Here is a 13,152-nt window from a genome sequence, read left to right as displayed (position 1 = left end):
CGATTCCTCCCCGCAAAATATCAATGCGAGAGAAATTCTGTAATCTCAGGCTTTTCAGGCTTCGATGCTTATTGATAGACTTCAATATCAGCCCATGCCACCCAGGATGGTGATGATATTGTTTCAACGTAGACAAGTCGCACCGGGTCTGGTCGGCGATTTTTAAATTCCAGCCAAATACCTCCACTTGTATAACTTGTGATTGCACCGAGGAAAATCATTTTCCCTCCATTGGTTCTACCCCATATCCTGTGATTTGTATCTCCTGCTGGACTTTGCGTGGTCAACAGGCGAATAAGAGAGAAATTTCTTTCCCACCCAAGATCCAGAGCAATCCATTGCGTCGGAAATCCATTTGAATTCCAGTAGGTACTCGAATTCCCATCAATTGCTTTGAGCGAATCTCCATAGTTCCCTGAAGCACCAAAGACACCAACTGGAATTTTGGTCCCGTAGCTGTTCGCAGATACCGTTTTTTCCTCTGAGATTAATTCCGCACTGGTTGGCCAAGCAATTGCAAAAAGCAAACCAAAAAGAACATATCTGATGAAAGAATATCTCATGATGGCATCTCCTTCAGTATTGCGCGAGTTTGCGCAATACAATGCTATGCCACGGGAATGGAAACGACAATCAGACGATTCCTGTTTTTAATCAGCCATGTGCCTGAAAACCATCGCTGCAAGCACAGCAAATTTTCGTCAGACCCTCAAAAAGAGCGCCGTCTGAACCAAAGACAGCCGGATCTCTCAACTCAACGCCAGCCGACGCACACGTTCAATGAAAGCCTGCAGCACCGCCGCAGGCTGGTCCGCCCGCCAGGCCATAACGGCGGGCGTCATGGCCTGCTGCGGACCGCGCAGGGGCACGAACACCACGCCGTTCATGCCCACGCGCTGCATGCAGCTGGGCACCAGGGCCACGCCCTGCTCTGCCGAGACCAGGGCCATGACGGTGAGCCACTGGCGCGCGGCGTGGCGTGTGTGGGGGTGGATGCCGGCCTGCTGCAGGCAGGCGATGACGTTGTCGTAGTTGGCCGGTGCCACTTCGCGGGCGAACATGACGAAGGTGTCGCGGGCCAGTTCGCGCAGGTCGATGTCGGGCTGCTGCGCCAGCACATGCGTGGCGGGCAGGCAGCAGACAAAGGGTTCCTCGCCGATCGACAGGGTCTGCAGGCCGTCTGGCGGGTTGGCTATGTTGAGAAAGCCGCAGTCGATCTGGCCGCTGGCAATGGCCTGCAGTTGCTCGCGCGTGGACATTTCATGCAGGCAGACTTCGACCAGGGGGCGTTCTGCGCGGAAGGCGCGGCAGAAGTCGGGCACCTGGCGGTAGACCATGGAGCCGGTGATGCCCACGTCCAGCCGGCCCTGCATGCCTTCGGCCACGCCACGCACCACGTCGGCCGCATGCTGCAGTTGGGCGAGCACCTTGCGTGCCTCGACCAGAAAGGCCTCGCCCGCAGGGGTGAGGCGCACGTTCTTGGCGTCGCGGTCCATGAGGCTGGCGCCCAGGTCCTGCTCCAGGGTCTTGAGCGCCATGCTCAGCGGCGGCTGGGTGATGCACAGGCGCTGGGCCGCGCGGCCGAAGTGACGTTCCTCGGCCAGGGCGACGAAATAGCGCAGCAGGTGGGTCTTCATGAGAGGCGGCGGATGGGGAGCAAGCGAGATGGCATCTTGCACCATGGCTACCTCTGAAATACAGATTGATAAATCATGGGACTTCAGATGGTTCGCAGCCACAAAACCCGCGCACCTCAACTTTGAGACACCGAGGAAGGGCCGCCCCGCACCGAGGGTGTCGTCCCCCTCCGCGCAGCGAGAAGGGGGAAGGCGCGGAGCGACTCAGGGGGTCAATACGATTTAGGCAGGCCCAATACCTTTTCGGCGATGAAGCACATGATCAATTGGGGGCTGACGGGCGCCAGGCGGGGGATCCAGGATTCGCGCATGTAGCGCTCCACGTGGTATTCCTTGGCGTAGCCCATGCCGCCGTGCGTGAAGATGGCGGTTTCGCAGGCCTTGGCGCAGGCTTCGGCTGCCAGGTACTTGGCGGCGTTGGCCTCGGCGCCGCAGGGCAGGCCCCTGTCGTAGAGGAAGGCGGCCTTTTGCACCATGAGGTGGGCCGCCTCAAGCCCCATCCAGGCCTGGGCCAGCGGGTGCTGTATGCCCTGGTTCTGGCCGATGGGGCGGTCGAAGACCACGCGCTCCTTGGCGTACTGGGTGGCTCGCGCCAGGGCGGCGCGGCCCAGGCCCACGGCCTCGGCGGCGATGAGGATGCGCTCGGGGTTGAGGCCGTGCAGGATGTACGAGAAGCCCTTGCCCTCTTCGCCGATGCGGTCCTCGGCGGGGATGCGCAGGCCGTCGATGAACAGCTGGTTGGTGTCCACGCATTTGCGGCCCAGCTTGTCGATCTCGCGCACCTCGATGCGTTCGCGGTCCAGGTCGGTGTAGAACAGGCTCAGCCCTTCCGTGCCCTTGCACTCTTCCACGGGCTTGGTGCGTACCAGCAGCAGGATCTTGTTGGCGACCTGGGCGGTGGAGATGAAGACTTTCTGGCCATGGACCACGTAGACGTCGCCATCGCGCACGGCGCGGGTCTGCAGCTTGAGGGTGTTGAGGCCGGCATTGGGCTCGGTGACGCCGAAGCAGGCCTTGTCCGTGCCCGCGATCAGGGGGGGCAGCCAGCGGCGCTTTTGCTCGTCCGTGCCGAAGACGACGACGGGGTGCAGACCGAAGATGTTCATGTGCACGGCCGAGGCGCCCGACAGGCCCGCGCCCGTGGCCGAGATGGTGTGCATCATCAGCGCCGCCTCGCTGATGCCCAGGCCCGCGCCGCCGAATTCTTCGGGCATGGCAATGCCCAGCCAGCCCGCGTCGGCCAGGGCCTTGTGGAAGTCGTGCGGGAAGCCGCCTTCGTGGTCCTTGTGCAGCCAGTAGTCGGCGTCAAAGGGAGCGCAGGCGCGTTCGACGGCGTCGCGTATCTGTTCCTGTTCTTCGTTCCACAGAAAGTCCATGGTGTGTTCTCCGTTGCTTGTAGCTGTTCGCTTGTTGTGTCTGTGGGGTGACGGCGCTCAGGCTGCCGGCCGGCGCACGCGCTCCGGGTTCTCGCCGTACGGCGGGCTGTAGAAGACCAGCAGGCGCACGGGCTCGGCGCTGGTCACGCGGAAGATGTGCATGCAGTCCTCGGGGAAGAAGCAGGTGTCGCCGGGCTGCATGGCAAAGCGTTCCTTGCCGTCCGGGGTGTCGATTTCCACTTCGGCCGTTCCGGCCAGCAGGTAGCAGGCCTGCTCCATGCCGGGGTGGGCATGGGGCAGCGCGCCGCCGCCCTGCTCCAGCGTGCCCAGCACCAGCTCCATGTGGCGCGCGCCCACGTTGGCGGCACTGACCAGGCGCCGGTTGACGGTGCCGTGGTGGTTGGCGGGGCTGTAGCCGGGCGCGTCTTGTTCACGGATCAGATAGCGGGGCATGGGCGGTTTCCTTCTGTTTGTGTTTGTGCTTGTGTTTGTGGTGGGGCGTCTTGCAGCGCGGCAGCCTGGCTGCAGGCGCGGCTGGCCTGCAGGGCGGCCAGCTCGGCCTCGGTCAGGCCCGCGTCGCGCAGCACCTGCAGGGTGTGTTCGCCCAGGCGCGGCGCGGGGGCGGCGCGTTCTGCGGGCGGCGTGGCGCTCCAGCGCGTGGGGCTGGCCGTGGTGCGCAGCCGGCCTTCGCTGGGGTGGTCTATCTCGTGCACGAAGCCGGTGGCCTGGTGCTGGGGGTCGGCAATCAGGTCCTCGGGCGAGGCCATGGGCATGTTGGGCACATCGGCCGCGTCAAGCAGCGTGCGCCATTCGGCGGTGGTGCGCCCTGCCATCAGCCGCGAGACTTCGGCATAGACGGCATCGATGTGCAGCGCGCGCTGGCTGTGGGTGGCGAAGATGGGCTCGGCCATGCGCTCGGGCTGGCCTATGGCGTTGAAGAAGCTGTGCCAGTGCTTGTCGTTGTAGATGAGAACGCACAGGTGGCCGTCGCTGGTGCGATAGGGCCTGCGGTGGGCCGTGAGCAGGCGCGCATAGCCGGGGCCGCCCAGTTGCGGCTCGAACGACAGGCCCGCCATATGGTCGCCCAGGATGAACTGGGTCATGGCCTCGAACATGGGCACGACCACGGCCTGGCCCCTGCCGGTCTTCTCGCGCGCATAGAGGGCGGCCGTGACGGCGTAGACCGCGTGCAGGCCGGTGACGCGGTCGCCCAGGGTCATGGGGGCATAGGCCGGCTCGCCGCCGCCGTATTGCTGCGCCAGCCAGGGCACGCCGGTGGCGCCCTGGATGAGGTCGTCATATGCGGGCCGGGCTGCGTAGGGGCCGCGCTGGTCGAAGCCGCAGCAGCTCACGTGGATGATGCGCGGGTTGCGCGCCGCCACGTCCTCGTAGGCCAGGCCCAGGCGCGCCATGGCCTGGGGCCGCACGTTGCTGACCAGCACGTCGCAGCCTTCGGCCAGGCGCAGCAGGGCCTCGCGCGCAGCGCCCTGCTTGAGGTCCAGCACCACGGAGCGCTTGCCCTGGTTGGCCTGCAGGAAGATGTGGCCCATGGCGGGGTTGCGCATGGGGCCGACGTGGCGCATGTTGTCGCCCTCTGGCGATTCGACCTTGATCACCTCGGCCCCCAGGCCCGCAAGGATCTGGGTGGCAAAGGGGCCCATGACCACCGAGGTCATGTCCAGCACCTTCACCCCGGCAAGAGGGCCTTGCTGCCCTTGCTGCCCTTGCTGCGCTTGTTCCATGCGGCTCTCCTTCACTGCGCCTCGATGCCCGCCTGCTTGACCAGTTGCCCCCAGCGGGCCATCTGGTCCTTCACATAGGTGGCGAACTCGGCGGGCGTGGCCGTGGGCCAGACCTCGAAGCCGACCTGGGCCAATTGCTCCTGCACGGCCTTGTCCTTGAGGATGGCCTGCAGCTCGGTGTTCAGCCGCTCGGTGATCTCGGCGGGCATGCCGGCCGGGCCGAAGATGCCGTTCCACGACGTGATGTCGAAGCCCGGCAGCGTCTTGCCGATGGCCGGCACATTGGGCAGCAGGGTCGAACCCTTGGCCGCCGTCACGGCCAGGGTGCGAACGCGGTCGGTCTTGATCGTGCCCCAGGCCGAGCCCAGGTCGGCCACGTAGACCTGGATCTGGTTGCCCATGAGGTCGGTCAGCGCCTGCGGGCTGGACTTGTAGGGCACCGAAGTGATCTGGGTGTGCGTGACGTACTTGAAGGTTTCCGAGGCGACCAGCGAGGTGCTGTTGGGCGTGCCGTAGGACAGGCGGTCGGGATTGGCCTTGGCGTAGTCGATGAGTTCCTGCACGGTCTTGGCCGGAACGGAGGGGTGGACCAGCAGCGCGAACGGCAGCTCGCCCACGCGCGCCACGGGTGTGAAGTCCTTGACGGGGTCGTACTTCAGGCCCTTGACCAGCCAGGGGTTGGCCGAGTGCGAGGTGTTGGTGGTCATGAACAGGGTGTAGCCGTCCGGCCTGGCCTTGGCCACATGGTTGGCGGCAATCTGGGCATTGGCGCCGGCCTTGTTGTCCACGATCACGGGCTGCCTGAGCCGCTCGCCCAGCCGGGTGGCCACCAGGCGCGCCACGGCGTCCGTGCCGCTGCCGGCCGCGAACGGCACGACCAGGGTGATGGGATTGGAGGGGTACCCCCCCTGCGCCGACACAGAGGGCGCGGCCACGGCCGCAATGGTGCTGATAGCGCCAAGGGCCAGGGCCCTGCGCAACGGGGAATGCTTCATTTGCTTGTCTCCTGTTTCCTATGGAAAGCGGCGCTGTGTGTCCAGCACTCGCCGCCATGGTGCGGGCGTCAATGATTCAAGTCCAATTCTTTAAAACCAAGCAAGGATTCGATTTATGAATCATTGAATCCTGCGCCAGGCTCCAGGTCCCGCCTCTTGCGCAAGGACTGCATCGGTGCGAGGCTGGCAGCCCTGCACGACACCACGCCAAGGAGTTCCGCATGCCACACACCGTCCACACCATCCGGCTGCACCGCGTCCTCAAGGCGCCGCCGCAGCGCGTGTACCAGGCCTTCACCACGGCCGCTGCCCTTGCAAAATGGCTGCCGCCCCACGGCTACATCTGCGAGGTGCCCGAGTTCGACGCCCGGGTCGGCGGGCGCTACCGCATGGCCTTCGTCAATCTGTCCACGGGCGGGCGCAGCGGCTTCGGCGGGGAGTTCCTGGACCTGGAGCCTGGCCGGCTGGTACGCCATACCGACCGCTTCGACGACCCGCAACTGCCCGGAGAGATGATCACCACCATCACGCTGCGCGAGGTGTTCTGCGGCACTGAAATGGATGTGACCCAGGAAGGCGTGCCCGCCGTCATTCCCGCCGAGGCCTGTCACCTGGGCTGGCAGGAGTCGCTGCAGTTGCTGACCCTGCTGGTGGAGGCCAGCGTGCCGGGCTGAGACCCTGCACAAGCCCCTGCTGTCACACAGCTGCGGTTGATGGATTGCGGTGCTTCGGAGGACAATGGCAGTATTGCCCGCCAACGCCTGGAGGTCCGCCATGGCCACCCCCTTTGCACTGACCGCTCAAGCCATCGATGTCCTGCCGTTTGGTGCGCGGCTGGCGGGCGCCCGGACCTGTGCCCTGTTCAAGTCCCAGGACATGGAGGTCATCCGCGTGGTGCTGCGCGCCAGCCAGTCGCTGCCGCCGCACAAGGTGCCTGGCAGCGTCAGCCTGCATTGCCTGGAAGGCGAGCTGGAGGTGATGCTCGGCGAAAGCCGCCAGTCCCTGCAGGCCGGCCAGCTGATGCACCTGCCGGCCAACATGGCGCATGCGGTACGCGCCATCGAAGACACCTCCGCTCTGGTTACCATCGTTCTGTGTGACGAGTCCTGACGCCTGCCGCCTCAGCGCACAGGCAGGAACTGCATGAAGGGTCCCGCCACCAGTCCCTGCCCGTAGCCGATGAAGGAGCGCCTGTAGCGCTCGGTGGTGTAGTTGGCGATCAGGTCCAGCCGGCCGATGATCTTGCCCATCTCGCGCTCGAAGCTCAGGTTGCGCGCGTCGTCGCCCAGGTGGTTGGACAGCAGCAGCGGCCCGCCTGCGGCATTGCGCCGTGAGTTGAGTATCCAGTTGGCCACTTCCACGTTGCGCGCGGCGTTGTAGATCAGCTGCGGGTCCAGCCCATGGACCAGGGTGAAGCTGGTGCGCCCGCCGTGGGCCGTGATGATGGTGTCGGCCAGCGCATGGACGAAGGCGGCCACGCGGTCGCCCTTGAAGTCGGGCTGCAGCGCCAGCGAGAGCGCGGCCACATCCTGGGCGCCGCGCAGGTCGGCCCAGGGCTGGCGCTCGGTGATGGCGATGCGCACGTAGGCGGATGCGGCCTCGCGGCTTTCGGCGGTTTTCTTCCACTCGGCGGGGTTGCGCAGGTAGAGCTTGTCCATGATGCGCATCAGGCTGTCCAGGTTCTCCTTCATGGCCAGCGTGGCCATGCGGTTGCTGTCGGACTGCACGATTTCGCTGGGCTCGAACGAGGCGCCCTCCACCTTGCCGCGCGGCGCGGGCGTGTCGGCGCAGCCCGCCGTCAGCAGCAGCGCCAGCACGGGCGCCAGGCGGCGCGCAGCGCCACCTCCCGGCCGGGGCTGGCTGTCGTTCACCCCGGCTCTTCGGCCGGCCTCCCCTGGCAAGACAAGCTCAATAGTCATCCCGGAACGATAGCAGCGCACTACCGGGGCGCCGAGGCCCGATGCCCTGTCTTACACGCCCTGGCGCCGGCAGCGTCAACCTCCCGTCAGGCAGTGTTGCTGCACTGTCCACTCATCCACCACCGCCCCGGTGCTGCGCCAGCAGGTGGCCAAGGATCTTCCAGGTCTGGGGCTGCTCCACCATGGGCACGGGAATGCGCAGCATGCTGCCCGCGGCCTGCCTGGGCGAAAACAGCAGGCCCGGCGCCAGCAGCAGGCCCTGCGGCGCGGCATGGCGGGCCAGCACCTCCGAGTCCACGCCGCAGTCCACCCAGGCGAACATGCCGGCCTGCGGCTCGTGCGGGGCGCGGCAGTCCAGGGCTTCGAGCATGCGCAGGCAGCGGTTGCGCGCGCGGTCCACGCGCTCGCGCAGGCGGTCCACATGCTTGCGGTACTGGCCGTCGGCCAGCACGCGGTGCACCACCTGCTCGCCCGGCAGCGCCGTGGTCAGGCCGCCCAGCAGCTTGAGGTCGGTCAACCGCCGTATCAGGTCGGTGTGTGCCGCGACATAGCCCACGCGCAGGCTGCCGGCCAGGGTCTTGGAGTAGCCGCCCACCAGGAGCACGCGCTGCAGCCGGTCCATGGCGGCCAGGCGCACGGGCACGCCGGGCAGGAAGTCGGAGTAGGTGTCGTCCTCGGCCAGGTAGAAGTCGTGGCGCTCGGCAATGCGCAGCACCTCATGGGCCACGCCGGCCGACAGGGTCTGGCCCGTGGGATTGTGCACGGCCGTGTTCAGGATGAAAAGCCGGGGCTGGTGCTGGCGGGCCAGCCGCTCCAGCGCCTCCACGTCGGGGCCGCCGGGCAGGCGGGGCACGCCGACCACGTTCACCCCCAGGGCGTTGAGCCGGCCGAAGATGAGAAACCAGCCGGGGTCTTCCACCAGCACGGTATCGCCAGGGCGCACCAGGCTGCGCACGATGAGGTCCAGCCCCTGCGTGACACCGGCCACGGTCATCAGGTGGGCCTCGGGGTGGGCTGGCACGTCCTGGGCCTGCAGCACCGAGGCGATCTGCTGGCGCAGCGGCAGATAGCCCTGGGGCACGCCATAGGTCAGCAGGCTGGTGCCCGTGCTGCGGCCGACGGCGCGCAGGGCCGAGGCCAGCATCTCCTGGTCCAGCCATTCCGGCGGCAGCATGCCGGCGTCGCCCGAATGCTCCGTGCCTTCGCGGAACATGCTGCGCAACAGAAAGGCGGTATCGAAGGCTGCGCCCTGCTCCAGCGTGGGCAGGCCCTGGCTGGCGCGCGGCACGGCCTGGGCCGCGCGCCGGGCGCTGACGAAGACGCCCGAGCCGCGCCGCGAATGCACCAGGCCCTGGGCGGCCAGCCGGTCGTAGGCCTGGACCACGGTATCGCGGCTGACGCCGGCCTGCTGCGCCAGCGCGCGCACCGAGGGCAGCCGCGAGCCCGCGCGCAGGCCATGGTGGCGGATGAGGCCGCCGTAGTGGTCCACGAGCTGCTCGACCAGCGAGAGATCGGAGGAGCGCAGCGGACGCCAGGGCGCAGCGGCCTGGAAAGCCGTATCTGAGGATGCGCGCGGTGCCTGCGGTGTCTGCTGTGCCTGCGCTTGCTTCGGCGTGGCTGCGGGATCAAGTGTCAGGGTCATGTGGGCAGGCCAGTTGGCAAATTGTTCTGGCAAAGTGTACTGCTACTGTACCGAACACTGCCATTAGCATGGCCTGACGGCGCCGCGGCCTGCGGCATGCGCAGACAGGGCGCCGGATTCCCTGTCATGCCTGTTGCCACCATGCCCTTCGATACCGCCCACACCTCGTTCCTGCTGCCGCTGGCCATGTTCTCCTTCGTCAGCTCCGTCACGCCCGGCCCCAACAATGTGATGTTGACGGCCTCGGGCGCCACCTTCGGCTACCGCCGCACGGTGCCCCACATGCTGGGCATCACCGTGGGCGTGGTGGTCATGGTGCTGCTGGTGGGCGCGGGCCTGGGCGCGGTGTTCGAGCGCCTGCCGGTGATCTACACCGCGCTCAAGTACCTGGGCGCGGCCTATCTGGTCTGGCTGGCCTGGAAGATCGCGGGCAGCGGCGGCATCGACGGCGGCAACGCGGGTGCCCGGCCCTTCGGGTTCTGGCAGGCGGCGGCCTTCCAGTGGGTCAACCCCAAGGCCTGGATCATGGCCATCGGCGTGATTGCCACCTACACGCCGCGCGAGGATTTCTTCATCAACCTGGTGCTGGCCGCCCTGGTGCTGGGCATCGTGAACTATCCCAGCGTCAGCGTCTGGACGCTGTTCGGCAGCGCCGTGGGGCGCGCGCTGCGCTCGCCGCAGGCACTGCGCCGCTTCAACTGGTGCATGGCGGCCCTGCTGCTGCTGTCGCTGTATCCGGTGCTGGCCGACTCACACGGCTGATTCAAACGCCTGATTCACGCGGCTGCTTCATGCGGCCGATGCCCCATCCAGCGCCAGTATCTGGCGCGCCAGCGCGGTGATGCCGGCCTCGCTGAGGTCGTCGGCCTGCACCCTGCGGCGCGTGCGCCACTGCGTGAAATGCCGCTCCTGCGAGCGCTCGTATTGCGGGTCGTAGTGCTGGGCCATGAGCTCGGAGAAAAGCGGCGAGAGGCTGCGCTCATGCGCCCAGGCCTGCCAGCGCGAGATGGTCTCCTTGCCCTGCAGCTCCTTGAGCCAGCCCAGCTTGTCGGCCAGCATCTGCGGATCGTCGCCCAGGTAGGCGTAGTCGCGCAGCAGGTAGGCCAGGCGTGCCTCGGGCGTGGCATCGAGCGCAATCACGGGCGACTGGCGCATGTGCTCGACCAGCACCAGCGGCAGGGACACGCGGCCGATCCTGGCGCTCTCGCCTTCCACGTACACGGTGCGCGACGGATCGAAACTCTCCAGCTGCTGGGCCAGCAGCGTCTCGAAGTATTTCTGGCTGGGCTGCTCCACGCCGGGCAGGTTGCCCAGCAAGGAGCCCTTGTGGCTGGCATAGCCCTCCAGGTCCAGCACCTGCTCGCCGGCCTCGGCCAGGGCATGCAGCACGCGGGTCTTGGCGCTGCCGGTGGCGCCGCACAGCACCTGCAGGCGCAGCTGGGGCACCAGGCGGTCGATCAGCTCGATCACATGGCCGCGATAGGACTTGTAGCCGTTGGCCAGTTGCTGGGCATCCCAGCCGACCAGGCGCAGCCAGGTGACCATGGAACCACTGCGCAGGCCACCGCGCCAGCAGTAGACCAGCGGCTTCCAGTTGGCCGGTTTGTCGGCGAAGGTTTCCTGCAGATGGCGCGCCAGGTTGGCCGAGACCATGGCCGCGCCCAGGCGCTTGGCCTCGAAGGGGCTGACCTGCTTGTAGATCGTGCCGATCCGGGCGCGCTCCTCGTTGTCGAGCACGGGGCAGTTGATAGCACCGGGAATGTGGTCCTGCGCGAATTCGGCAGGCGAACGGGCGTCGATCAGGGTGTCGAACTGGTGGCGGTCGGCGATGCGGATGGGCTGGCGGTGGGACACGGGCAAACGGTGATCTGGCGATCATGCGGGAGGCAGAAACAACCGGCGCCATGGCCTCTGGGGCTCATGGGCCGGCACCGGAACCAGGAAAGTGGATCGAGCCTCGACACGCACCGGCCCGCCCCGCTTCGCGCCCTGCTTGCGCGAGCCGGGCATGCGGCCGACCTTGGAAGCGGGGATTCTCGCACGCCCGCCGTGCCCGCGCACGGCTGTCAGGGCAAGGCAGTCACCGCAAGGCAGCGGCGACCAGGCCCTGCACGGCCGCCACGCGCTGCACCTGCTGGGGGCTGTCGTAGTTGCCCATGAAGACGGCATACACCAGCGAATGCTGGGGCACGACCACCAGCCGCTGCCCGCCCAGGCCGATGGCCATGTAGTACGCCAGGCCGGCGCGGGTCTGCCCCACGTACCAGTGGTGGCCGTAGCGCAGGCCGGGCCAGGCGTCCACGCGCGGCTGAATGGATTGCACAATCCAATGCCGGGGCACCAGCGCCCGTCCCTGCCATTCACCCTGCTGCAGCACCAGCTGGCCGATGCGGGCCAGGTCCCGCGCCCGCAGGCGCAGGCCGGAGGCGGCGGCCGCCTCGCCGTTGGTGCCAGGCGTCCACTCGGCCTTGTCGATGCCCAGCGGAGCAAACAGCTTGTGCCGCGCATAGTCCAACAGGGGCATGCCGCTGCCCTGCGCGATCAGGTGGCCCAGCAGGGCCGTCGCCCCGCCGCTGTAGCACCAGCGTTCGCCGGGCGGGGCGACGATGGGCTGTTCCAGCACGTAGCGGTAGCGGTCGCTGCTGCGCTCCATGGCGATTTCGCTGTTGCGCGGGTCGGAATACGGAAGGTCCTCGTCCCATTGCAGGCCCATGGTCATGCCCAGGGCATGGGAGATGAGGATGGCGCGCCGGCGCCCATCGGCCGCCAGATCGCCGTAGGCGGGAAAAGCCTGGACAAGGGGCGTGTCCAGCGCGGGCACCTTGCCCTCGGCCAAGGCCATGCCGTACAGCAGGCCGACGATGCTCTTGCTGACCGAGCGCACATCGTGCAGGGAGTCGGCGTTGAAGGCCACCTTGCCCAGCGGCTCGCCCCAGCGTTCGTCCTCACCCTCGAAATAGCGCTCCAGCGCCAGCCGGCCGTGGCGCATCACGACGACGGCGTGCAGGTTCGCCAGTTCTCCGCTCTGCACGCCCTGGTCCAGGCGTTCGCCCAGGTCCTCGGCCAGGCCGGTGCCAGTGCCGGTGCCGGTGGAGAAGGCACCGCCCTGCCCCACGCTGGCGCAGGCCGTGCAGCCCAGCGCCGCCAGGCCTGCGCCCGTCTGCAGCCATCTGCGCCTGTCGGTGCGAAAGCCGTTGTTTGTCATGTCCCTCTCCCTTACTTACTTACTTAGTTAGTTGGTTGCTTACTGCTTGGGCGAAGACCCGCTGCCGCGCGGATGGATCAGCATGCGGTCGCCGCGTATTTCCACATCGAACTGGCGCAGGAAGTTCTGGCCCAGCAGCGCATCCCTGTCCGTGCTGCCCGTATAGCCCGTGCCCACGCGCAGGCCGCTGACCACCAGGGAGGCCACGCGCACCTGCTCGGCCACCACCATGCGGCCGTCGCGCTCGCCATTGGCGGTGCGAAAGCGAACCGGCTCGCCGCCGTCCAGGCCTGCGCGCTCGGCCAGCGGCTCGGTCACGCCGACCATGCTGGCGCCCGTGTCCACCAGGAACAGCACGGGCTGCCCGTTGACGGCCCCTTCCACGCGGAAATGCCCGTCGCGGTCACGCGCAATGGCCACCGTGCCATCGGCCTGGACCTTGACGCCGGCCGGCTTCAGGTACATCTGCATGGCCCAGTACAGCACGCCCATGACCAGCAGCCAGAACAGCAGAAAACCCAGCATGCCGCGCCGGGCGACGGACTGGACACTGGGCTCGGCGGCCGGTGCAGAGGAAGCGGACGGGTCGGACGGATCGGACGGAGGCGGCGTGGACTTGAGGCGCATGGCAATGCA

14 protein-coding genes are annotated in these 13,152 nt (G+C 67.2%); 3 read left to right on the top strand and 11 right to left on the bottom strand.

Features of this window, described 5'->3' with window-relative positions:
- Window positions 1-68 precede the first annotated feature (68 nt).
- The 6 genes from ACF8ML_RS19600 to ACF8ML_RS19575 form a co-directional block, all read right to left on the bottom strand.
- Window positions 69-563, bottom strand: a complete 495-nt coding sequence (locus tag ACF8ML_RS19600; protein WP_152683574.1) for a discoidin domain-containing protein — start codon at window positions 561-563, stop codon at window positions 69-71.
- A gap of 186 nt (window positions 564-749) precedes the next feature.
- Window positions 750-1,682, bottom strand: coding sequence for a LysR substrate-binding domain-containing protein (locus tag ACF8ML_RS19595; RefSeq protein WP_209672935.1), 933 nt, complete (start codon window positions 1,680-1,682; stop codon window positions 750-752).
- A gap of 167 nt (window positions 1,683-1,849) precedes the next feature.
- Entirely contained in the window at window positions 1,850-3,013 is a 1,164-nt protein-coding gene (locus ACF8ML_RS19590; RefSeq protein ID WP_013802491.1) for an acyl-CoA dehydrogenase family protein, read from the bottom strand.
- Window positions 3,014-3,070: 57 nt separating this feature from the next.
- Window positions 3,071-3,466, bottom strand: coding sequence for a cupin domain-containing protein (locus tag ACF8ML_RS19585; RefSeq protein WP_392407708.1), 396 nt, complete (start codon window positions 3,464-3,466; stop codon window positions 3,071-3,073).
- Window positions 3,451-4,755, bottom strand: a complete 1,305-nt coding sequence (locus ACF8ML_RS19580) for a CaiB/BaiF CoA transferase family protein (protein WP_392407707.1) — start codon at window positions 4,753-4,755, stop codon at window positions 3,451-3,453. The genes ACF8ML_RS19585 and ACF8ML_RS19580 overlap by 16 nt, the downstream gene beginning before the upstream one ends.
- Before the next feature lie 11 nt (window positions 4,756-4,766).
- Complete coding sequence (locus ACF8ML_RS19575) at window positions 4,767-5,750, bottom strand: tripartite tricarboxylate transporter substrate binding protein (protein WP_183017983.1); 984 nt, start codon at window positions 5,748-5,750, stop codon at window positions 4,767-4,769.
- 221 nt (window positions 5,751-5,971) lie between these two features.
- Here ACF8ML_RS19575 and ACF8ML_RS19570 point away from each other — a divergent pair, with 221 nt between their 5' ends.
- Window positions 5,972-6,424 (top strand): SRPBCC family protein, encoded by a 453-nt coding sequence (locus ACF8ML_RS19570; protein WP_126312245.1) that lies wholly within the window; start codon window positions 5,972-5,974, stop codon window positions 6,422-6,424.
- Between the two features lie 100 nt (window positions 6,425-6,524).
- On the top strand, window positions 6,525-6,860 hold the full coding sequence (locus ACF8ML_RS19565; protein ID WP_016445980.1) for a cupin domain-containing protein: 336 nt from the start codon (window positions 6,525-6,527) through the stop codon (window positions 6,858-6,860).
- 11 nt (window positions 6,861-6,871) lie between these two features.
- On the opposite strand, the gene ACF8ML_RS19560 is transcribed toward ACF8ML_RS19565, so the two are convergent.
- On the bottom strand, window positions 6,872-7,669 hold the full coding sequence (locus tag ACF8ML_RS19560) for a hypothetical protein (protein ID WP_373681058.1): 798 nt from the start codon (window positions 7,667-7,669) through the stop codon (window positions 6,872-6,874).
- A 112-nt stretch (window positions 7,670-7,781) separates the two neighbouring features.
- Complete coding sequence (locus tag ACF8ML_RS19555) at window positions 7,782-9,311, bottom strand: PLP-dependent aminotransferase family protein (protein ID WP_047327791.1); 1,530 nt, start codon at window positions 9,309-9,311, stop codon at window positions 7,782-7,784.
- Window positions 9,312-9,437: 126 nt separating this feature from the next.
- Between ACF8ML_RS19555 and ACF8ML_RS19550 the strand changes: the two genes are divergently transcribed.
- Window positions 9,438-10,073 carry a LysE family translocator gene (locus ACF8ML_RS19550; protein WP_016445977.1) on the top strand — a complete coding sequence of 212 codons (636 nt, stop codon included), beginning with the start codon at window positions 9,438-9,440 and terminating at the stop codon, window positions 10,071-10,073.
- A 27-nt stretch (window positions 10,074-10,100) separates the two neighbouring features.
- Here the strand turns inward: ACF8ML_RS19550 and mnmH are convergent, their stop codons facing one another.
- From mnmH to ACF8ML_RS19535, 3 genes are all read right to left on the bottom strand, one after another.
- Window positions 10,101-11,165: a tRNA 2-selenouridine(34) synthase MnmH gene (mnmH, locus tag ACF8ML_RS19545; protein ID WP_392407719.1), complete on the bottom strand. Its 1,065-nt coding sequence runs from the start codon at window positions 11,163-11,165 to the stop codon at window positions 10,101-10,103.
- Window positions 11,166-11,391: 226 nt separating this feature from the next.
- Window positions 11,392-12,516: a serine hydrolase domain-containing protein gene (locus ACF8ML_RS19540; RefSeq protein WP_392407705.1), complete on the bottom strand. Its 1,125-nt coding sequence runs from the start codon at window positions 12,514-12,516 to the stop codon at window positions 11,392-11,394.
- Between the two features lie 39 nt (window positions 12,517-12,555).
- Window positions 12,556-13,143, bottom strand: a complete 588-nt coding sequence (locus tag ACF8ML_RS19535) for a TIGR02281 family clan AA aspartic protease (protein WP_392407704.1) — start codon at window positions 13,141-13,143, stop codon at window positions 12,556-12,558.
- Window positions 13,144-13,152 lie beyond the last annotated feature (9 nt).

Origin of the sequence: Delftia sp. WSY_10, from assembly GCF_043104705.1 — a bacterium.
In the GTDB taxonomy this organism is placed as follows: Bacteria; Pseudomonadota; Gammaproteobacteria; order Burkholderiales; family Burkholderiaceae_C; genus Comamonas; species Comamonas tsuruhatensis.
Note: the sequence above shows the minus strand (reverse complement) of the source record. Positions and strands in the feature narration are given on the sequence as shown.